Annotated in this window: 17 protein-coding genes and 1 pseudogene; 10 read left to right on the top strand and 8 right to left on the bottom strand. The window is 70.4% G+C overall.

Annotation, left to right across the window (positions count from 1 at the left end):
* Nucleotides 1-120 precede the first annotated feature (120 nt).
* Both AU196_RS19055 and AU196_RS19050 read left to right on the top strand, forming a co-directional pair.
* The gene (locus AU196_RS19055) at nucleotides 121-1014 is read left to right on the top strand and encodes a universal stress protein (RefSeq protein WP_059096605.1); all 894 of its coding nucleotides are present in this window, start codon (nucleotides 121-123) and stop codon (nucleotides 1012-1014) included.
* A gap of 7 nt (nucleotides 1015-1021) precedes the next feature.
* Nucleotides 1022-2018 (top strand): annotated as a pseudogene (locus AU196_RS19050) (magnesium transporter).
* 4 nt (nucleotides 2019-2022) lie between these two features.
* Here the strand turns inward: AU196_RS19050 and AU196_RS19045 are convergent.
* The 4 genes from AU196_RS19045 to AU196_RS19030 all read right to left on the bottom strand — a co-directional run bounded on the left by AU196_RS19045 (nucleotide 2023) and on the right by AU196_RS19030 (nucleotide 4890).
* Nucleotides 2023-2631 carry a hypothetical protein gene (locus AU196_RS19045; RefSeq protein WP_059096604.1) on the bottom strand — a complete coding sequence of 203 codons (609 nt, stop codon included), beginning with the start codon at nucleotides 2629-2631 and terminating at the stop codon, nucleotides 2023-2025.
* Nucleotides 2632-2748: 117 nt separating this feature from the next.
* Nucleotides 2749-3750: a zinc-binding alcohol dehydrogenase family protein gene (locus AU196_RS19040; RefSeq protein WP_059096668.1), complete on the bottom strand. Its 1002-nt coding sequence runs from the start codon at nucleotides 3748-3750 to the stop codon at nucleotides 2749-2751.
* Between the two features lie 11 nt (nucleotides 3751-3761).
* The gene (locus tag AU196_RS19035; protein WP_059096603.1) at nucleotides 3762-4595 is read right to left on the bottom strand and encodes a universal stress protein; all 834 of its coding nucleotides are present in this window, start codon (nucleotides 4593-4595) and stop codon (nucleotides 3762-3764) included.
* 28 nt (nucleotides 4596-4623) lie between these two features.
* Nucleotides 4624-4890 carry a DUF1918 domain-containing protein gene (locus tag AU196_RS19030; protein ID WP_059096602.1) on the bottom strand — a complete coding sequence of 89 codons (267 nt, stop codon included), beginning with the start codon at nucleotides 4888-4890 and terminating at the stop codon, nucleotides 4624-4626.
* Nucleotides 4891-5104: 214 nt separating this feature from the next.
* On the opposite strand from AU196_RS19030, the gene AU196_RS19025 reads away from it, so the two are divergent.
* Entirely contained in the window at nucleotides 5105-5536 is a 432-nt protein-coding gene (locus tag AU196_RS19025) for a pyridoxamine 5'-phosphate oxidase family protein (RefSeq protein ID WP_059096601.1), read from the top strand.
* On the opposite strand, the gene AU196_RS19020 is transcribed toward AU196_RS19025, so the two are convergent.
* Nucleotides 5533-6210: a hypothetical protein gene (locus AU196_RS19020; RefSeq protein ID WP_059096600.1), complete on the bottom strand. Its 678-nt coding sequence runs from the start codon at nucleotides 6208-6210 to the stop codon at nucleotides 5533-5535. The two genes, AU196_RS19025 and AU196_RS19020, sit on opposite strands and share 4 nt — an antisense overlap.
* A gap of 221 nt (nucleotides 6211-6431) precedes the next feature.
* Between AU196_RS19020 and AU196_RS19015 the strand changes: the two genes are divergently transcribed.
* Together AU196_RS19015 and AU196_RS19010 are read left to right on the top strand one after the other, a co-directional pair.
* Entirely contained in the window at nucleotides 6432-8756 is a 2325-nt protein-coding gene (locus AU196_RS19015; RefSeq protein ID WP_059096599.1) for a heavy metal translocating P-type ATPase, read from the top strand.
* Nucleotides 8757-8874: 118 nt separating this feature from the next.
* Nucleotides 8875-9879 carry an Acg family FMN-binding oxidoreductase gene (locus AU196_RS19010; RefSeq protein WP_059096598.1) on the top strand — a complete coding sequence of 335 codons (1005 nt, stop codon included), beginning with the start codon at nucleotides 8875-8877 and terminating at the stop codon, nucleotides 9877-9879.
* 9 nt (nucleotides 9880-9888) lie between these two features.
* On the opposite strand, the gene dosR is transcribed toward AU196_RS19010, so the two are convergent.
* Entirely contained in the window at nucleotides 9889-10533 is a 645-nt protein-coding gene (dosR, locus tag AU196_RS19005) for a hypoxia response regulator transcription factor DosR/DevR (RefSeq protein ID WP_197415845.1), read from the bottom strand.
* A gap of 11 nt (nucleotides 10534-10544) precedes the next feature.
* Nucleotides 10545-11525: an Acg family FMN-binding oxidoreductase gene (locus AU196_RS19000; protein WP_059096667.1), complete on the bottom strand. Its 981-nt coding sequence runs from the start codon at nucleotides 11523-11525 to the stop codon at nucleotides 10545-10547.
* Between the two features lie 186 nt (nucleotides 11526-11711).
* Between AU196_RS19000 and AU196_RS18995 the strand changes: the two genes are divergently transcribed.
* Nucleotides 11712-13199: a bifunctional aminoglycoside phosphotransferase/ATP-binding protein gene (locus AU196_RS18995; RefSeq protein WP_231737642.1), complete on the top strand. Its 1488-nt coding sequence runs from the start codon at nucleotides 11712-11714 to the stop codon at nucleotides 13197-13199.
* A gap of 36 nt (nucleotides 13200-13235) precedes the next feature.
* The gene (locus AU196_RS18990; RefSeq protein ID WP_059096596.1) at nucleotides 13236-14123 is read left to right on the top strand and encodes a universal stress protein; all 888 of its coding nucleotides are present in this window, start codon (nucleotides 13236-13238) and stop codon (nucleotides 14121-14123) included.
* Here the strand turns inward: AU196_RS18990 and AU196_RS18985 are convergent.
* Complete coding sequence (locus AU196_RS18985; RefSeq protein WP_059096595.1) at nucleotides 14120-14584, bottom strand: SRPBCC family protein; 465 nt, start codon at nucleotides 14582-14584, stop codon at nucleotides 14120-14122. The two genes, AU196_RS18990 and AU196_RS18985, sit on opposite strands and share 4 nt — an antisense overlap.
* Nucleotides 14585-14654: 70 nt before the next feature.
* Between AU196_RS18985 and AU196_RS18980 the strand changes: the two genes are divergently transcribed.
* From AU196_RS18980 to AU196_RS18970, 3 genes are read left to right on the top strand one after another with little or no spacing between them, the layout of a single operon-like run.
* Nucleotides 14655-16322 (top strand): NAD(P)/FAD-dependent oxidoreductase, encoded by a 1668-nt coding sequence (locus tag AU196_RS18980; RefSeq protein WP_059096665.1) that lies wholly within the window; start codon nucleotides 14655-14657, stop codon nucleotides 16320-16322.
* Nucleotides 16323-16333: 11 nt separating this feature from the next.
* A complete protein-coding gene (locus tag AU196_RS18975; RefSeq protein ID WP_059096594.1) occupies nucleotides 16334-17794 on the top strand; it encodes an ATP-binding protein in 1461 nt (486 codons plus the stop codon).
* 29 nt (nucleotides 17795-17823) lie between these two features.
* Nucleotides 17824-18654 (top strand): LLM class F420-dependent oxidoreductase, encoded by an 831-nt coding sequence (locus tag AU196_RS18970; protein WP_059096593.1) that lies wholly within the window; start codon nucleotides 17824-17826, stop codon nucleotides 18652-18654.
* Nucleotides 18655-18672: the final 18 nt, after the last annotated feature.

Raw genomic sequence — 18672 nt, 5'->3', positions numbered from 1 at the left:
ACCACGGGACCGGGTCTTTGGTCCTGCGCCGCGGGCGGACGTGGTGACCAACGCCTCCTGCGCATCCGGCCATCCGAGCCCTAACGTCAGCACTACTCGAGGGATCACCGAGGAGGCGAGATGACCACATCAGCCGGTCAGGGAATCGTGGTGGGGGTCGACGGCTCACCAGAGGCATTGCGAGCCGTCACGTGGGCAGCACGGGAAGCCGCCGGCCGGGATGTGCCGTTGACACTCGCCCACGTGCTGCCCGACATCGAAGTGCAGATGTGGCTGGATGTTCCACCGACAGAGGAGTTCTGGCGGACGGTCGAACACCAGAGTCGTGAGATCCAGGCCGAGGCGGTGAGGACGGCTGAGTCCGCGGTCACAACTACCGACCCAGGTCAGCTCACCCTGCGCCAGTGCAGCGTGCCGGGCAACACGGTGTCGACGATGGTGGACCTGTCCAAGGATGCCGAGATGGTGGTGGTGGGCAGTCGCGGCCTCGGTGCGATCGGACGACGGCTGTTGGGCTCGGTGAGCCGGGGTCTGGTGCACCACGCGCATTGCCCGGTCGCGGTGATCCACGAGGATGAGCGCCCCGCCCCCGATCGGGAGCGCGCGCCTGTTGTGGTCGGTATCGACGGATCGCAGGCATCCGAACTGGCCACCGCGATCGCGTTCGACCAGGCCTCGCGGAAACACGTCGATCTCGTCGCCGTCCATGCGTGGAGTGATCCGACGATCTATGCGTTCCCCAGCGAGGAGTGGATGATGTTCAGACCCCAGGCCGACGAGGTGCTGGCGGAACGGTTGGCCGGCTGGCAGGAACGGTATCCCGATGTCCCGGTGCGCCGCGTGGTGGTGCGGGACCGAGCGGTGCGCCAACTTCTGGAGCAGTCCGAACACGCTCAACTTCTGGTGGTCGGCAGCCACGGCCGGGGCGGGTTCGCGGGGATGCTCCTGGGATCGGTCAGTTCCGCGGTCGCCCAGGCGGCCTCGGTACCGGTGATCGTTGCGCGCAAGTCGTGATGACGGTATGGCGCCGACGAGCCCGTCTATCGCGAACGAGACGGAATTCCTGGGCCCGCCCGACCGCGCGCTGCACCACGCGTCGCTCGGGATTCCCGTTGCCGCGCCCGGAGACTCCGTCGGCGACACGCTGAGCGCCATGCGCGGCAGGCACTTCGACAGCGCCGCTGCGGTCGCGGTGATGGACGGGGACCGCCTGGCGGGCATCGCGACCATCGAGCGCATGTTCGCCGCGGGGGACGGCGCGCTGCTGCGTGACGTGATGGACCCGGATCCGCCGGTGGTCGCGCCCGACACCGATCAGGAGCGTGCGGCATGGGAGGCCGTGCACCGCGCGGAACCGGGGCTGGCCGTGGTCGACGAGACCGGCCGCTTCCGCGGGCTGATCTCGCCGCACCGCCTGCTGACCGTTCTGCTGGCCGAACACGACGAGGACCTGGCGCGGCTCGGCGGCTTCCTGCGCGGTGCCGCGACGGCCCGGTCGTCGAGCGTCGAAGCGGTCAGGCGGCGGCTGTGGCACCGGCTGCCGTGGCTGCATCGGCCTTCTCGGGGCCATGGTGTCCGCGGTGCTGATGACGGTGTTCGAAGACCAGCTCCACGCGAATCTCGCTGTCGCGTACTTCATTCCGGGTATCGTCTACCTCGCCGACGCGGTCGGCACCCAGACCGAGACCCTGGCGATCCGTGGGTTGTCGGTGGGTGTCGGCATCCGGCGCATCACCGGTCGCGAGACGCTGACCGGAATGTCGGTGGGGTTGCTGTTGGGTGCGCTCATGTGGCCGGTGGTCACGGTGATGACGGGAAGCATGACGCTGGCATCGGCGGTGTCCGTCGCGGTCCTGGGCGCCAGCGCGATCGCGACGCTGGTGGCGTTGTTCCTGCCGTGGCTGCTGCAGCGGCTCGGGATGGACCCGGCGTTCGGCGCCGGTCCGCTGTCCACCGTCGTGCAGGATCTGCTGACGATCATGATCTACTTCGGCGCAGTCAGCATCCTGGTGACCTGATCCGCTACAGGGGGGCACCCGACACCGGCCGCGCGAGTGCCGGCACCTGGCCGGTCAGGATGCGGTTGACGAGCGCCATCGCGGCCCTCATCTGCTTCTCGGCCTGATCGAGATTGGCGGTGAACTCACCCTCGTAGTTGTGCGGCGAGTTCGCGACCACGGCCAGACACATGTGTGCCGCCGAGTGCGCGTCCTCCGTCGCGGCGCTCAGTTCCGCGGTCAGATCGCGGTCAGGAGTCGGCATTTCAGCAGGGACGCCCACGGCAGCGGAGTCGTGCATCCGCTGACAGGCGGCGGCCAGGGCTGAGGCGTTCATCCGGCGCAGCGAGCTCTCGGCGTCGTAGAGCGATTCCTGCAGGTCCGTGACCGCCGGCTGCGCCGCCGACCACCACTCGCGGACAGCTGCCTGCTCGGACGGGACGACGGCATCGTGCGTCCGGGAGGCGTCGACGACGAGCAGAGCCGCCACGCCGACGACGGCGGCCACGATCGCGACCGCCACGCCACGGCGGCGGTGCGCCCGCTCCGGCGGCACGGTCAGGGGCGCGCCGCACCTCGGGCAGAATCCGGTCACCGTGCGGTGATCCTCGGGACAGGCGGCCGAGTCGTCCATGACGGTTCTCCCTGTCGGGCGTGGTGCTCCTGCTTCCGACGGTAGGAAACCCACGCCGCCACCGCCAGGGTCGTTGGTCCCGAGGCGGCGAGCCGGTGGACATGTCCGTTGGGACGCTCAGACGAGCAGGACCGCGGCGCCTGCGATTCGGCCGGCGCTCAGATCGTCGAGCGCGGCGTCCGCACGGTCCAAGGGGTACTCGGGGCTGGTCACCTCGATGTGGTGGCGGCCGGCGAATTCGAGGAATGCCCGGGCGTCCGCGCGGGTGTTCGCGGTCACCGACCGCACCTGACGCTCCTGGAACAGGTGGCGCTGATAGTGCAGAGCCGGGATGTCGCTGAGGTGTATGCCCGCAATGGCGAGCGTCCCCCCGCGGTCGAGACCCTCGAGCGCGGGCAGCACCAGGTCCCCCACCGGGGCGAAGAGGATCGCGGCATCCAGCTTCACCGGGGGCGGCTCGTCGGCGTCCTGCACCGACGCGGCGCCCAGCCCCCGCGCCAGCTCCCGTGCCCGCTCCCCTCGGGTCATGACGTGAACCTCGGCGCCCTGCGCCACCGCCACCTGCGCGGTGATGTGGGCGCTGCCACCGAATCCGTAGATACCCAACCGGCCGCCGGGCGGCAGGTCCGCCCGCAGCAGCGACCGGTATCCGATGATTCCCGCACACAGCAGCGGTGCCAACTCGGTGTCGGTGTAACCGGACGGCAGTCGGTGCACGAACGCCGCGGGCGCCGTGGTGAATTCGGCGTAGCCACCGTCGGCGTCCCATCCGGTGTAACGCGACCGGGGGCACAGGTTCTCCTGCCCGCGCAGACAGTAGCGGCACTGTCCGCAGGTGTGCCGGAGCCAGGCCACGCCGACCCGGTCGCCGACCGCGAACTGAGCGTCGACGCCGGTGCCCAGCCCGACGACCTCGCCCACGACCTCGTGTCCGGGCGTCACGTGGTGACGGTGGACGGACAGATCACCCTCTGCGATGTGCAGGTCGGTGCGGCACACCCCGCAGGCCCGGACGGCGATCAGGAGCTCGCCGTCACCGGGTTCGGGCACCTCGGTGGCGCTCCACTCGAGCGGCCGTGTGCCCATCGGCCCCGGAACGCGTATCCGCCAGGCATGCATGGTCTGCACAGTCACCGCGGGCGGTCCGGGCGTTCGGAGGGGATCCTGATCACGAGGACCGACGAACGTCCGTGCGGGAACACCGGATGTCCGTACGGGCCCAGGATCGCCGCGAGTTCGCCGGCGTCCGTGGCGCCGATCACCGCCAGGTCGATCGGTTCGTCGTGCTCGCGGACGAAGTCGGCGACGCTCCCCGGCACGGCGACGGGATAGATGTGGACGTCCTCGAAGCTCCTTCGCCACTGCGCGACGGTGCGGTCGAGTTCGCCGATCTCGGCGCCACCGCGAGGTGGCCGACCGAGGAGGAGCACCGGGAGCCTGCGCAGTCGCGCTTCGCGCACCGCGCCTTCGATGACCGCCTCGTCCTCGCGTGTTCCCTTCGCCCCGGCGACGATCCAGCGGACGTCGCCGGGATCGCCGGTCTCGGCGGGCCGGATCACCGCCACCGGGCAGTGCGCCTGTTCGGCGAGATCTGTTGCGGTGGAGCCCAATATAGACCTCCCGTACCGGCCGATACCGACCGATCCGACGCACACGAGGTCGGCGTCCCGGGAGCGGGCGATGAGCACCGCCGCGGGCTGGCCGGTGGCGATCTCGGTGTCCACCTTGACCGGACGCCCGGTCGCCTCGACCGCCGCGCGCGCGGCGCGAAGCGACGCATCGGCGTGGTGCAGTTCCCGTTGATACTCGTCGGCGGACGGATGCAGGGACCTCATCACGCACACGAGCGTCAGAGGGACGGATCGGCTGACCGCCTCCTCCACCGCCCACGTCGCGGCGCCGATCGCCGCGTCGGAGCCGTCGATCCCCACCAGCACCGACGAGTCTCGCCGTTGATCGCCCATCCGAGCCACCCCTCCCCGCGGAAGCCGACTACTTCTCGTCGCCGTGGAGAATGGCGGACTGCACGGCTCCGAATCGGTGACGTGCACGTTCGTCGGCGGCGCGTTGCTCTTCGGCGGTGAGGACCACCGCATCCGGGCCCGGGAACACCGTCGCCACGTGATCGGTCTCCAACCAGCGCACCACGTACGGCGGTGAGCCGTCCTCGGAATGCACCTCGGTGATCAACCCCCGGTGTTCGGGTCGGTCGACCGCCGTTCCCTTGACGACGAGCCAGTCACCCACCTTGGCCTTCATGGCATCCCCTTCCATCTGGGGACCACTGTCGTCGGCCACGCGTCCGGCGGGTAAGGGCAGGAGGACACCAGCCGGCGGGTCGAACGTCCCGACGGCCCTCCGTCGGTGGGGACTTTGGACCCTGTTGTCCGCGGAGCCTGTCACCGACACTCGTGCCATGGCTGTGGAGCGAGAGGTCGACGATGGGTCGAGGGGCCGCGATAGCGTCGCAGCCATGTCCGACGAAACCAGATCCGGATCCGCGCCGGTCTCCGTCCTGTCCCTGAGCGAATGCTGGAACCTCTTGTCGGCTGTGACCCTCGGGCGACTCGTCACGAGCGTCGACGGCCAGCCCGAGATCTTCCCGGTCAACTTCGTGGTTCAGCGGCGCACCGTGCTGTTCCGGACGGCGGAGGGAACCAAGCTGGTGAGCACGGCGATCAACCACAACGTGCTGTTCGAGGCCGACGACCACAACGTCGCCGAAGGCTGGAGCGTCGTGGTCAAGGGGGTGGCCAAGATCCTCCACGATGACGACGAGTTGGCCGAAGCCGAACGGGGGCAGCTACTTCCGTGGACATCGACGGCGAAGCAGCACTACGTCCGCATCCGGCCGCTGACCGTCACCGGCCGGCGGTTCACGTTCGGACCCGGCACGGCGAGCTAACCGACGCGGTGCGCCTGCGCGCTCGCCGCGGCCGCGGCCGCCTCGGCCTGTCGGTAGCTCTCCGCGCGACGCTTGATGCCGATGAGCATGCCCCGGGTGAGCAACGCCCTCGCCGGCCCGAACAGTTCGGCGAGCATCACCTCGCCGGGGTGACGTAACCCCAGACGAGACCGGATGAGCAATCTGCAGCGGTCCTGTCCGCGGGGCATCAGGTGGAACGACCACACCACCGTCCACGGCACCCCAGGCGGTTCGGCGAACAGCACGATCGTCTGCCCCTCGGCGAGTTCGGCGACCCGCATCTCGACGCCGTCGTCCAGTCCCAGCCAGCCCTTCGGCGCCAGCCTCACCGTGTCGCCCTCCGCGAGGTGCTGCCACTCCTCGTGCAGCTGGCCGGCGTTGCGGTACTTCAGACCCAGGCTGTTCTCGACTCGCTCGTAGCTGTAGAGGCCACCCCGGTCCTGGCCCATCTGGACCAGCCACGGCCACGTCGCCTCGGCGGGCGCATCGATCCACACCGCCTCGGTGGCTTGGATCACCGGCGGATGCACCAGTCGGTCACCGGGTAAGTGGCTGCCGGATTCGGCTTTGGTGGTGCCCCAGTCGCGGAAGTAGCGCCTCGCCGCGTAGAGCAGGGCCCCAGTGGCACCCAGTTTCACCACACCATTCGTCATGTGTTCAGCCTTCTCCGCCCCGTCCCCATCCGCTAGGGCCGGTGGTCCTTTCTGCGTCGCCCTGTGCGAACGGCCCCCACAGCGGGGACTTCCGTCCCTAGCGACGCCGATCCGGCGGTGGTCGGATACCGGTGTAGTCAGCACCCGACGACGCTGATCTCGGAGACGACGATGACGAGAAGACGACGCCCGCCCGCCGTCCCAGCCCGACTCGGTGTGTGATGGGCGGGCGGATTCGGTGGGTCTCGCGGCTTCGTCCGCTGCTCGAGCCGGCGTTGGTGGTGCTCACCGTGGCGGCGCTCGCCGCGGGCGGCATCGCGTGGCTGGCCGGATGGCGGTCTGTCGCCGACGCGTGCTGGATCGCGGGCACGGTGCTCGCGGTGGCGCCTGCGGTGGTGTGGGTCGCGGCGGGGTTGCGTCGGGGACGGCTCGGCGTCGACGTCATCGCGGTGCTGTCGCTCGTCGGCACTCTGCTGGTGGAGGAATATCTGGCCGGAGCGCTGGTCGCGGTGATGCTGGCCGGTGGCCGCGCGCTGGACGCCGCCGCCACGCGCCGCGCCTCCCACGACCTGCGAGCGCTGCTGGAGCGGGCCCCACGGTTCGCACGGCGGCGGATCGGCATGCAGGTCAGCGTGATCCCGCTGGACGAGGTCGCCCCCGATGACGTACTGATCGTCGGGCCGGGCGAGGTGGTGCCCGTCGACGGCCGGGTGCTCGACGTGGTGGCGGTGCTCGACGAGTCCGCGTTGACCGGCGAGCCGCTCCAGGTCGAGCATGCGGTCGGCGAACCGGTCCGCAGCGGTGTGGTCAACGCCGGCGGAGCGTTCGAATTGTGCGCGGGCGCCACCGCCGAGGACAGCACCTATGCCGGGATCGTGCGACTGGCCCGTCAGGCCGGCGCGGAGAGCGCACCCCTGGTGCGGTTGGCCGACCGCTACGCGGCCTGGTTCCTGCCGCTGACGCTGCTGCTGGCCGGCGCGGCATGGCTGGCCGGCGGTTCAGCGGTGCGAGCGGTCGCGGTCCTCGTGGTGGCCACCCCGTGTCCGTTGCTCCTGGCTGCCCCCGTCGCGATCGTCTCGGGATTGTCGCGGGCCACCCGCACCGGGGTGATCATCCGCAGCGGCGGGGCGCTCGAGAACCTCGGCCAGGCAACCACTTTGGTGATGGACAAGACCGGCACCCTGACAATGGGGCGTCCGGCGGTCGTCGATGTGGCCGCCGCTCCCGGCCGCGAGCCGACCGAGGTGCTGCGGCAGGCGGCGTCGGTGGACCAGCTCTCCCCGCACGTACTGGCCGAGGCCATCGTCACCGAGGCGCTCAACCGCGGCCTGACGCTGTCACTTCCCACCGATGTGCTCGAAGAACCCGGCCGGGGCGTCACCGCCACCCTCGACGGCCGTCGCGTCTCGGTGGGAAAGCTGGACGCCGCAGGCACGGCCGGCGACTGGCATCGCGGCGTCCTCAACCGGGCCGGTCTGGACGGTGCGGCGATCGCGTGGGTGAGCGTCGAGGGCGAGGCGGCCGGTGCGGTGCTGCTGCGGGATCCGTTGCGCCGCGACGCACCCCGCACCATGCGCCGGTTGCGGGCGGCAGGACTGAACCGGCTGGTGATGCTGACCGGCGACCGCGCCGAGCCGGCCCGCGAGGTCGCCACCGTGCTGGGGCTCGACGAGGTGTACGCCGAGCAGACACCGGCGGACAAGGTCGCCGCGGTGCGCGCCGAACGCGAACGCGCGGTGACGGTGATGGTGGGTGACGGGATCAACGACGCCCCGGCGCTGGCTGCGGCGACCGTGGGTGTCGCGATGGGTGCGCGAGGGGCGACCGCGTCCTCGGAGGCCGCCGACATCGTGCTGACGACCGATCGGGTCGACCGCCTCGCCGACGCGATGGACGTGGCCCGCTGGTCGCGGCGCATCGCCGTGCAGAGTGCCGTGGTGGGCATGAGTCTGTCGCTCCTGGCAATGGTGGTCGCGGCCTTCGGCTGGCTACCGCCGCCGGTCGGCGCCCTCCTGCAGGAGGGCATCGACGTCGCGGTGATCCTCAATGCGCTGCGCGCGCTGCGCGGGAACCCCGGCTCGGCAATGGATCTGCCGCCCGCGACCGAGCAGCTGCTGCGGCGTTTCGCCGCTGAACACGATGAGCTTCGCGAGACACTCCCCCTGCTGCGCGACAGTGCCGACCGGCTTGCCGCAGCACCCGACGCCGCCGCACTGGATTCGCTGACCACCGTTCACCGGTTGCTCACCGACCGGATCCTGCCGCATGAACTGGCCGAGGAGAACGAGCTGTATCCCGCGTTGGCCCGCCCGTTGGGCAGTGGTGAGGCCACCGCCACCATGAGCCGCACCCACGCCGAGATCCAGCGGCTCGCCGACCGTATCGGCGCACATGTCGGCCTCGCCCGATCGGCCGGCGCCATCCAGCCCGACCAGGTCGACGACCTGCTGGCGTGTCTCTACGGTTTGTACACGCTGCTGCGGCTGCACTTCGTGCAGGAAGAAGAGAACTACTTCACCCTCGCCGAGGATGAACCCGCGTCCTGAACCCCGGGGCCATTCGCCGTCGCATTCGGGCCGATGGTCCCTATCCCGTTCGGCGGCCACGCGATGTAGTCGGAAGTGTTCCCGCTCAGGAACTTTGACTTATCGGAGGAGGCGCGCCATGACCGTCGGCACCACCGCACCGGGCCCGGATAAGGACACCGTGCACGTCGCTCTCTCGCTGGCGGTTCGCGCACCCTCCATCCACAATTCGCAGCCGTGGCGCTGGCGCGTCGGAGACAACAGCGTGCACCTGTACGCGGAGCAGCCTCCGCACCTGTCACACACCGATCCCGACGGCCGCGAGCTCCTGATCAGCTGCGGCGCCGCGCTGAACCACTGCGTGACCGCTCTGTCCGCACTGGGCTGGCGTTCGGTGGTCCACCGGTTCCCCAATCCCGCGCAGCCCCTTCACCTGGCTGCGATCGAGATGCACCGCCAGGCCCCGAGCGAGGTCGACATCGCGCTTGCGGCGGCGATTCCGCGGCGGCGGACCGACCGCAGGCATTTCAGCGCCTGGCCGGTCGCCGTCGGTGACATCGCCCTGATGGGCGCCCGCGCCGCACGAGCGGGGGTGTCCATGCGCCGGGTGGAGCCCACCACCGACTTCCGGGCCGTCGTGGCGCAGGCCGTCTGGGAGCACGTCTCGGATCCGGACTACCGCGACGAGCTGTCGCTGTGGAGTGGACGGCACGCGTCCACCGCCGGTGTGCCCGCCCGCAGCATCCCCGTGTCGGTTCCCGAGGCACGCGTCCCCGGGCGGTTGTTCGTCGGCGCCGCACTCGATCAGCCGGCAGACGCCGGTCCGGCCGACGACAACGCCGTGCTGCTCGCCCTCGGCACCGCCACCGACGACGAGCTGGCACGGCTGCGCGCCGGCGAAGCGACCAGCCTGGTGCTGCTCACCGCCACGGCACTCGGGCTGGCGACGTGCCCGGTCACCGAGCCGCTCGAGATCCCCGCCACGCGCGCCGCCGTGCGGACCGAGGTCTTCGGCGACGGCGCCTTCCCCCAGCTGCTCTTCCGGGCCGGCTGGGCGCCGGTCAACGCCGATCCCCTGCCGTCGACCCCCCGCCGACCGCTTGGCGACGTCGTCACGTGGCTGGACGGTTCACCCTTCGAGTGAGCCGGCGGTTCAGCCGGTGTGGCCGTGCGTGCGGTCGAGTCTCGACACGAACACCGCGGCCTGGGTGCGGCGTTCCACGCCGAGCTTGGCGAGCAGCCGCGACACGTAGTTCTTCACGGTCTTCTCCGACAGGAACATCCGGGCGGCGATCTGCTTGTTGGTCAGGCCCTCGCCGAGCAGCCCGAGCAGGACCCGCTCCTGGTCGCTGAGCGCGGACAGCGGATCGGAGTGTTCGGCGGCCCCACGCAGTTTGACCATCAGCGCGGCGGCGGCGCGGTTGTCGAGCAGGGACCGGCCCGCGCCGACCTCCTTGATCGCCTTGGCGAGTTCCATGCCCCTGATGTCCTTGACGACGTAACCGCTGGCGCCGGCGAGGATGGCGTCCACCATCGCCTCGTCGGAGGTGAACGAGGTCAACATCAGACAGCGCAGATCCGGCAACCGCGACAGCAGGTCGCGGCACAGCTCGATGCCGTTGCCGTCGGGCAGCCGGACGTCGAGTACGGCGACCTGGGGCCGCAGCGCCGGGATGCGTGCCAATGCCTCCGAGACCGAGCCGGCCTCACCGATCACCTCGAGGTCCGGTTCGGCGCTGAGCACGTCGATCAGGCCGCGACGCACCACCTCGTGATCGTCGACGAGGAACACCGTCACGGGCTCTCCCGTCACAACCGCACCTCGAGGACGTCGTCGAGACGCCGCCGGGGCGTCGGCGGCGGGACGGGATCGTAGGCGGGAGCCGCTCCGACACGGACCAGCACCTGCGGGAGGTCGCGGTCGACCAGTGCGGAGATGATGTCGCGGCTGGCGCGCAGTTCGGTGAGATGGGTCAGCGTGCAGGTGGCCATGCCGGCCAACGTCGCCTCCAACAGCACCTGCGACAGCGTCTCACCGCAGCCGAGCACGTCGCGGCGCGTGTCGTCGTGCGCCGAGATGACCAGCACCTTCGAGTGATCCTCCGGCACGCTCATGCGCCGCTCGGCTGCGCCGTGGGTGACCGGGAAGTGACGGCCGATGTCAACGCGGTCGCTCTCCGCGGCCGATACCAGGGAGCTGTGCGGTATGCCGTCGGACACCGCCAACCAGCCGGTCCACCAAGCCAGTTCGGCGTGGTACTGGGAGTCGTAGAGCCGCAGCGACTCGGTGAGCTGTGAGGCCTCCGCCAGTTGCGGCCGGGCGTCGTCGGCCACGACGTCGAGCATCGCCACCGACTCGTCGATCGCCTCCCGCAGCAGGATCTCCAGCGAGTCCCAGTCCGGCGGCGGCCCGAACGGCAGCCGATCGGTGAAGCGGCGCGCGATCGCCTCGGCGCGGGCGCGGTGGCCGTCGGTCACATAGGACATCGGCGAGAAGTCGATGGCGGCCAGGTGCAGGTGGTCGTTCGGATTGGGATAGCGGTCGATGTGGGCGATCCAGCCGCCGGCCGCCATGGCCACCCGCAGATGGTCCAGAACGGCGCCGCAACTCAGGACCGCCTCTCGACCGGACTGGTCGGTCGCGACCAGCCGGTCGGTGTCGAGGAAGAGCTGCAGCCCGGACCGGTCGGCGACCCAGCGCCACGGCTGGCTGTTGTGCACAGACGGAGCCCGGCACGCCAGCTGCACCGCGTCGCTGATCGTGTCGATGTCCGCTCGCGTCGTGGTCATCGATCAGCCTTCCTGTTCACGTGTTTCCCAAGACCACGGTCACGTCCCGCCGGACCGACGGCAAGAGTCTTTGGTCACACGCGGCGAGGTTGGGGACTTAAGACCCCGTCCGGCCGGGACCTTTCGATCCGGCATGAGGCCGGAAGGCCGCTGCGCCCCGTCGGTTCCCGGCGCGACGATTGCCTCATGACCACCACGGAGGACATCACCGCTGCCCACGATCTGCCGGTGAACGATATGGCCGCCGAGGTGTACGAGACGCACACCGGTGTGGTGATCCTGCTCGGCGAGAAGGCCTACAAGGTCAAGAAACCGGTGGTCACGGACTTCCTCGACTTCAGCACGCCGCAACGGCGGGAACAGGTGTGCGCCCGCGAGGTCGAGCTGAACAGCCGCCTGGCGCCGGGCAGTTACCTCGGGGTCGCCCACCTGCGCGGACCCGGTCACGCCGCACCCGAACCGGTCGTGGTGATGCGCCGCTACCCCGACCGGTACCGGCTGCGGACCATGGTGGCGCGCGGTGAGCCGACCGAACACCACCTGACGATGCTCGCGAGCATGCTCGCCCGCTTCCACGCGACCGCGCACCGCGGCGTGGACGTCGACGCCGCCGCAACGACCACCGCCGTCCGGCAGCGGTGGTCCGAGAACCTCACCGAGCTGGACCATTCCGTCGGGACCGTGGTGTCCGCCGAGACCGTCGACGAGATCCGCCGCCTGGCGATGCGCTATCTCGACGGCAGGGACGCGCTGTTCGCCGGCCGCATCGCCGACCGCCGCATCGTCGACGGCCACGGCGATCTGCTGGCCGACGACGTCTTCTGCACCCCTGACGGCCCGGTCCCGCTGGACTGTCTGGAGTTCGACGACCGGCTGCGCTTCGTCGACGGCGTCGACGACGCCGCGTTCCTGGCGATGGACCTGGAGTTCCTGGGCCGGCGCGACCTCGCCGACCACTTCCTCGACCGGTATCGGGAACTCGCCGGCGACACCGCGCCCCGCTCGCTGATCGACTTCTCCATCGCCTACCGCGCCGTCGTCCGCGCGAAGGTCGACTGCATCAGGGTCAGCCAGGGTCATGCGGGCGCGGCGGCCGACGCCCGGTGGCATCTCGACATCGCCGCCGCCCACCTCAAGGCGGCCGCGGTTCGGCTCGTGATCGTCGGCGGTGGCCCCGGGACCGGTAAGACCACACTGTCCGGCGCGCTCGGCGAGTCCGTTGGCGCCCACGTCATCTCGACCGACGACGTCCGTCGGGAACTGCAGGAGTCCGGGATCGTCCGCGGCGCCGCGGGCGCGCTGGAGAGCGGACTGTACTCACCCGACAACGTGGCGCTGGTCTACGACACGGTGCTGCATCGGGCGGCGGCCCTGCTGGCGCACGGCGAGTCGGTGGTCCTCGACGGCACCTGGCGGGATGCGCGTCACCGCCGCGCGGCCCGGGAGTGCGCCGATCACGCGTCGGCGGTTCTGGTGGAACTCGCCTGCGACACAGATCTTTCCGCCGCACAGACCCGGATCGAGCACCGGTCGTCGACGACGTCCGATGCGACACCGCAGATCGCGGCCGACATCACGGCGCCGGTCTGGTCGGGCGCACACCGTCTCGACACGGGTCGCCCCTTGGCCGACTCCGTGGCCGAGGCACAGCAGATCTGCTGTCTGGCGTACTGACGGCGCGCGAGCCAGCACCGATCGAAAGGCACGCTCATGACGCAACGCACCGCCCCGGTCGTCGTCGGGATCGACGGCTCGCAGACCAGCATCCACGCCGCGCGGTGGGCTGCCGCGGCGGCCGCGGCGTACCGCACGTCGTTGCGGCTCGTCCACTCGACCGCCACGGCCGGTCACTTCTTCACGGACGCAGCGGTGGTCGCCATCCGGGCGGCCGCACCCGAGGATCAGCAGGCCGCCGCGGAGAAGACCCTCGATATCGCCAAAGAGGCGGTGGCCGAGCACTTCCCGCATCTGGACACCGTCGCCGAAGCGGTCGGCGAGCCGGCCCACGAGGCGTTGATCGGCCGGAGCCGCGACGCCGCCCTGGTCGTCGTGGGCTGCGACGACGTCAGTCCGGCCGCCGCGGTGCTGGTCGGGTCCACGACGTTGCGGGTCGCCACACACGCGTCGTGTCCGGTGGTGGCGTGGCGTCACATCGCGCAACCGGGGACGGCGCCGGTCGTGGTCGGGGTCGACGGCACGCCGGCCGCGGCGGCGGCCCTGGCGGCCGCGTTCGAGTTCGCCGACCGGTTCGGCGCGCCCCTGACCGCCGTGCACTCGTGGTCGGCCGGGCTGGACGCCGACGCCGTGGCCATCCCCTACCTCATCGACTGGGACGCCCTGGAAGCCGCGGAGTGGGCGCTGCTGACCCGGGCCCTCGAGCCCTGGACCGACAGGTATCCCGGTGTCGAGGTCGCGACGCTGCTCGACGAGGCGAAGCCGGGCCACGCACTGCTCGACCGCCTCACCGGCGCGCAGCTCGTCGTGGTCGGCAACCATCGGGCCAACGTCGTGAGCGCTGCGGTGCTGGGCTCGACGGGCCTGAACCTGTTGCACCACAGCCGCGTGCCGGTCATGGTCTGCCACGCAGCCGACGTCTAGGCGGTCTCGGCCGTCCGCTTGATCGCGGCCAGCGTCTCGGGGATGCCGGAGTGCGCGGCCGACGTCCGCTCGGCGATCTGTGCGTCGGCGTCGGCGCCGTAGCGTTCGCGAAACCCGTCGACACCGCGGGCCAGCAGCCGCCAATGCTCGGTCAACCGGGTCCCGTCGCCCTCGGGCGCCACGCTGAAGCCCCACCGCACCCAGCCGCCGTTGACCTCCCAGACGAAGTCGCGGCCGTCGGCCACCGTCACCTGGCTGCGCGTCTCCCACACCCGCTGGGGAGTCTCGTTGCGTCCGGTGAACCAGGCGCCCGCGACCGGCCCGGCGTCCGGGTCGTCCCACCAGCAGGCCCGGCACACCGGGCTCCACTCGCCCATCCGGGTCACGTCGGACACCAACGCGTAGACGGCGTCGGGGTCGCGCGCCACGAACACCGAATCGGAGAACTGGAGTTCGGCCACGGGCGAAGTCTAGGTCCGTGACCCCGGCTTCCCCGATATCGGCTGGACGACCGGCGCATACTTGATCGCGATGACAGGCCCTGCTGCTGCGGCACCCCGCAAACCCGTGATCCTCACCGTCGACGACGACCCGGCGGTCTCTCGTGCGGTGGCGCGCGACCTGCGCCGTCACTACGGCGAGCACTTCCGGATCGTGCGGGCCGAATCCGGCCCGGATGCGCTCGAGACGCTCAACGAGCTGAAACTGCGTGGCGAGACGGTCGCGGTGTTCGTCGCCGACTACCGGATGCCGCAGATGAGCGGTATCGAGTTCCTCGAGGAGGCGATGGACCTCTACCCGATGGCGCGTCGCGTGCTGCTCACCGCCTACGCCGACACCCACGCCGCGATCGACGCGATCAACGTCGTCGACCTGGACCACTACCTGCTCAAGCCGTGGGACCCCCCGGAGGAGAAGCTCTACCCCGTCGTCGACGCACTGATCGAGGCGTGGCGCGAGACCGGGGACCGGGCCATCCCGCACACCAAGATCATCGGCCACCCGTGGAACGCCCGATCGTCGGAGGTGCGCGAGTTCCTGGCCCGGAACCGGTTGTACTACACCTGGTTCCGCGCCGACGAGCGCAAGGGCAGGCAGCTGCTGGAGGCAGCCGGCCAGGACGGGATGACGCTGCCGGTGGTGATCACCGAGCAGGGCGAGACCCTTGTCGACCCGTCCGACGCCGAACTGGGCGCCACACTCGGGCTGACCACCACCCCCGCCGAGGACTTCTACGACCTGGTGGTGATCGGCGGCGGGCCCGCCGGTCTGGCCGCCGCCGTGTACGGCGCCTCCGAGGGCCTCGAGACGGTGCTCATCGAGCGCACCGCCACCGGCGGGCAGGCCGGGCAGAGCTCCCGCATCGAGAACTACCTCGGTTTCCCCGACGGCCTCTCGGGTGCGCAGCTCGCCGAGCGGGCGCGCCGACAGGCCGAGAAGTTCGACGCCGAGCTGATCACCGCGGCCGAGGTGACCGCCCTGGAGATCGACGGGTCGGCGCGCACCGTGCGGCTGTCCGACGGCCGGTCGATCGGCGCGCGCGCGGTGATCCTGGCGATGGGCGTGGAATACCGCCAGCTGCCCGCCGAGGGATGTGACGGGTTGACCGGTGCGGGGGTGTACTACGGCGCGACGGCGTCGGTCGCCGCCGACTGCGAGAACGACGAGGTGTACGTGATCGGCGGTGCGAACTCGGCCGGCCAGGCCGCGATGCACCTGTCGCGCACGGCCGAGAAGGTCACCATCGTCAGCCGCCGCAGGCTCGAGGACTCGATGTCGCATTACCTGATCCAGCAGATCCGGGCCAACGACAAGATCCGGGAGTTGCCGAACACCGTGGTCCACGCGGTCAAGGGCAACGGTCACCTCGAGGGCATCTGCCTGGAGAACACGCTGACCGGAGACCGTGAGGAACACGCCTGCGGCCGGATGTTCATCTTCATCGGCGCCGAACCGCGCACCGAATGGCTCGACGGCATCGTCGTGCGCGACGACCACGGGTTCATCCTGGCCGGGCCCGATCTGCGGGAGATCTCCGGCTGGACGCTGGACCGTCCGCCGCACCACCTGGAAACAAGCGTGCCGGGTGTGTTCGTTGCAGGTGATGTGCGCGCCGAGTCCGCCAAACGGGTGGCCGCCGCCGTCGGCGAAGGGTCGATGGCGGTCATGCTGGTGCACCGGTACCTGGCGGAAGCCTGAAAGGGGTCACCATGGGCGAGACGTGCCTGCGCGACGAACTGCGCACGCTTTTCCTGTTCGAGGCGCTGTCCGACGAGCAGCTCGACACGCTGTGCGCGAACGGCCACATCGAGACCTTCCCCGCGGGCCCGCTGTGCAACGAAGGGGACCCGGCGACCTGCTTCTACGTGCTCATCGACGGTGAGCTGGTGATGTCGAAACGCTCGGGCGGGACCGACATCCAGACCGGCCGCACCTCACAGCGCGGGGTGTACTGCGGTGCGTGGTCGGCCTACGTCCCGGGTGAGGAACACGTCTACGAGGCCACGGTGCGGTTGACCACACCGTCGAGGTTCTTCGTCCTCGACGCCGACGCGTTCGCCCGGTTCATGCAGACCGAGTTCCCGATGGCGGTGCACCTGCTCGAAGGCCAGACCGTCGGCAGGCGCAGGCAGCATCAGATCATCGGCCAGCGGGAGAAGCTGCTCGCGCTGGGCACCATCACCGCCGGTCTCACCCACCAGCTCAACAACCCCGCCGCGGCCACCGCGCGGGCCGTCGCCGACCTGCAGGAGGGCGTCGGCAAGATGCGGCACAAGCTGGCGATGCTCGCCGACGGCAAGTTCAGCCCCGAGGCGCTGCGGGTGCTGGTCAAGATCCAGGACGAGGTGGCCGAACAGGTCGCCAAGTTCCGCAGCCAGGACCTCACGGCGCTGGAGACCTCCGACCGCGAGGAGCAGATCGGTGACTGGCTCGAAGCCCACGGGATCGCCGGCGGCTGGGACTACGCCCCGACGTTCGTCGAGGCGGGCCTCGACGTCGACTGGCTCGAGCGGATCTCGGCGTCGGTCGACGACGTCATGGACGGGACCTGCTCGTCGTCGCTGCCGAGCGCGCTCGGCTGGCTGAAGTACACCATCGACACCGAACTGCGGATGCGGGAGATCGCCGACGCCAGCAAGCGGATCTCCACGCTGCTCGCCGGGGCCAAGCAGTACTCGCAGATGGACCGCGGCGCCTATCAGAGCGCCAATGTCCACGAGTTGATCCACAGCACGATCAAGACGATCTTCGGCGACAAGATCGGCAAGGACAAACCGGTCGCACTGGTGTGGGAGAAGGACACGTCGCTGCCCGAATTACTCTGCTATCCAGGCGATCTCAACGAGGTGTGGTCGAACCTCATCCAGAACGCGATCCAGGCGATGGGCGGGCGGGGCACGCTGACCGTGCGCACCATGCGCGAGAACGAGGACCGGGTGCGCGTGGAGATCTGCGACGACGGGCCGGGCATCCCGGACGAGATCGTCGACCGTATCTTCACACCGTTCTTCACCACCAAACCGGTCGGCGAGGGCACCGGGCTGGGCCTGGACCTGGCGCGCCGCATCATCGTCGAGAAGCACCACGGCGACCTGTCGGTCCAGTCCGCGCCCGGCGATACCCGTTTCATCGTCTGCCTGCCCCTGCAGGCGCCCTCGCCGGAGGAATAGTCGCCGCCGCGGCGTCGGTTGCAGCGGTCATGACCAAACCCGATCTCGGCACATTCGGCGTATTCGGCCGCGCCGTGACACCCGCGCAAGCCAGGGAGATCGAGGCGCTCGGCTACGGCGCCGTCTGGGTGGGCGGCTCACCGCCCGCCGAACTGGACTGGGTCGAACCCATCCTCGACCACACCACGACCCTGCAGATCGCGACCGGCATCGTCAACATCTGGACGGCGGCGGCCGGGCCGGTGGCGGAATCCTTCCACCGCATCGAGGCGGCCCATCCCGGCCGATTCCTGCTGGGGATCGGCGTCGGCCATCCCGAGGCGCACCAGGCGTACCGCAAACCGCTCGCGGCGCTCACCGAGTACCTCGACAAGCTCGACGAGTACGGGGTGCCGCGGGAGCGGCGCGTGGTGGCCGCGCTCGGCCCCAAGGCGCTGAAGCTCTCGGCCGACCGGGCGGCGGGGGCGCACCCGTACCTCACCACCCCCGAGCACACGGCCACCGCACGCGAGGTGATCGGCGCCGGGGCGTTCCTGGCGCCCGAGCACAAGGTGGTGATGACCACCGACGCCGAGAAGGCCCGCGCGGTCGGCCGCAGGGCGCTCGACGTGTATCTGAATCTGGCCAATTACCTCAACAACTGGAAGCGTCTGGGTTTCGGTGATCAGGACGTGGCAAAACCGGGTAGTGATCGGTTGGTGGACGCCGTCGTGGCCTACGGCAGCGTCGACGCCATCGCGGCCCGGCTGAAACAGCACCTCGACGCCGGCGCCGACCACGTGCCCGTGCAGGTGCTGACCGGGCCTGACAAGCTGGTGGCCGCACTGGCCGACCTGGCCGGTCCGCTCGGCCTGCAGTGAGAGCCGGCTCGCAGACGA

Origin of the sequence: Mycobacterium sp. IS-1742 (assembly GCF_001500125.1) — a bacterium.
Lineage (GTDB): Bacteria > Actinomycetota > Actinomycetes > Mycobacteriales > Mycobacteriaceae > Mycobacterium.
Note: the sequence above shows the minus strand (reverse complement) of the source record. Positions and strands in the feature narration are given on the sequence as shown.

Excerpts from the sequence above, each read along its gene's own strand:
- AU196_RS19055 (WP_059096605.1), top strand. The coding sequence starts at position 121 with ATGACCACATCAGCCGGTCAGGGAATCGTGGTGGGGGTCGACGGCTCA.
- AU196_RS19045 (WP_059096604.1), bottom strand. The coding sequence starts at position 2,631 with ATGGACGACTCGGCCGCCTGTCCCGAGGATCACCGCACGGTGACCGGA.
- AU196_RS19040 (WP_059096668.1), bottom strand. The coding sequence starts at position 3,750 with ATGCATGCCTGGCGGATACGCGTTCCGGGGCCGATGGGCACACGGCCG.
- AU196_RS19035 (WP_059096603.1), bottom strand. The coding sequence starts at position 4,595 with ATGGGCGATCAACGGCGAGACTCGTCGGTGCTGGTGGGGATCGACGGC.
- AU196_RS19030 (WP_059096602.1), bottom strand. The coding sequence starts at position 4,890 with ATGAAGGCCAAGGTGGGTGACTGGCTCGTCGTCAAGGGAACGGCGGTC.
- AU196_RS19025 (WP_059096601.1), top strand. The coding sequence starts at position 5,105 with ATGTCCGACGAAACCAGATCCGGATCCGCGCCGGTCTCCGTCCTGTCC.
- AU196_RS19020 (WP_059096600.1), bottom strand. The coding sequence starts at position 6,210 with ATGACGAATGGTGTGGTGAAACTGGGTGCCACTGGGGCCCTGCTCTAC.
- AU196_RS19015 (WP_059096599.1), top strand. The coding sequence starts at position 6,432 with ATGGGCGGGCGGATTCGGTGGGTCTCGCGGCTTCGTCCGCTGCTCGAG.
- AU196_RS19010 (WP_059096598.1), top strand. The coding sequence starts at position 8,875 with ATGACCGTCGGCACCACCGCACCGGGCCCGGATAAGGACACCGTGCAC.
- AU196_RS19000 (WP_059096667.1), bottom strand. The coding sequence starts at position 11,525 with ATGACCACGACGCGAGCGGACATCGACACGATCAGCGACGCGGTGCAG.
- AU196_RS18995 (WP_231737642.1), top strand. The coding sequence starts at position 11,712 with ATGACCACCACGGAGGACATCACCGCTGCCCACGATCTGCCGGTGAAC.
- AU196_RS18990 (WP_059096596.1), top strand. The coding sequence starts at position 13,236 with ATGACGCAACGCACCGCCCCGGTCGTCGTCGGGATCGACGGCTCGCAG.
- AU196_RS18980 (WP_059096665.1), top strand. The coding sequence starts at position 14,655 with ATGACAGGCCCTGCTGCTGCGGCACCCCGCAAACCCGTGATCCTCACC.
- AU196_RS18975 (WP_059096594.1), top strand. The coding sequence starts at position 16,334 with ATGGGCGAGACGTGCCTGCGCGACGAACTGCGCACGCTTTTCCTGTTC.
- AU196_RS18970 (WP_059096593.1), top strand. The coding sequence starts at position 17,824 with ATGACCAAACCCGATCTCGGCACATTCGGCGTATTCGGCCGCGCCGTG.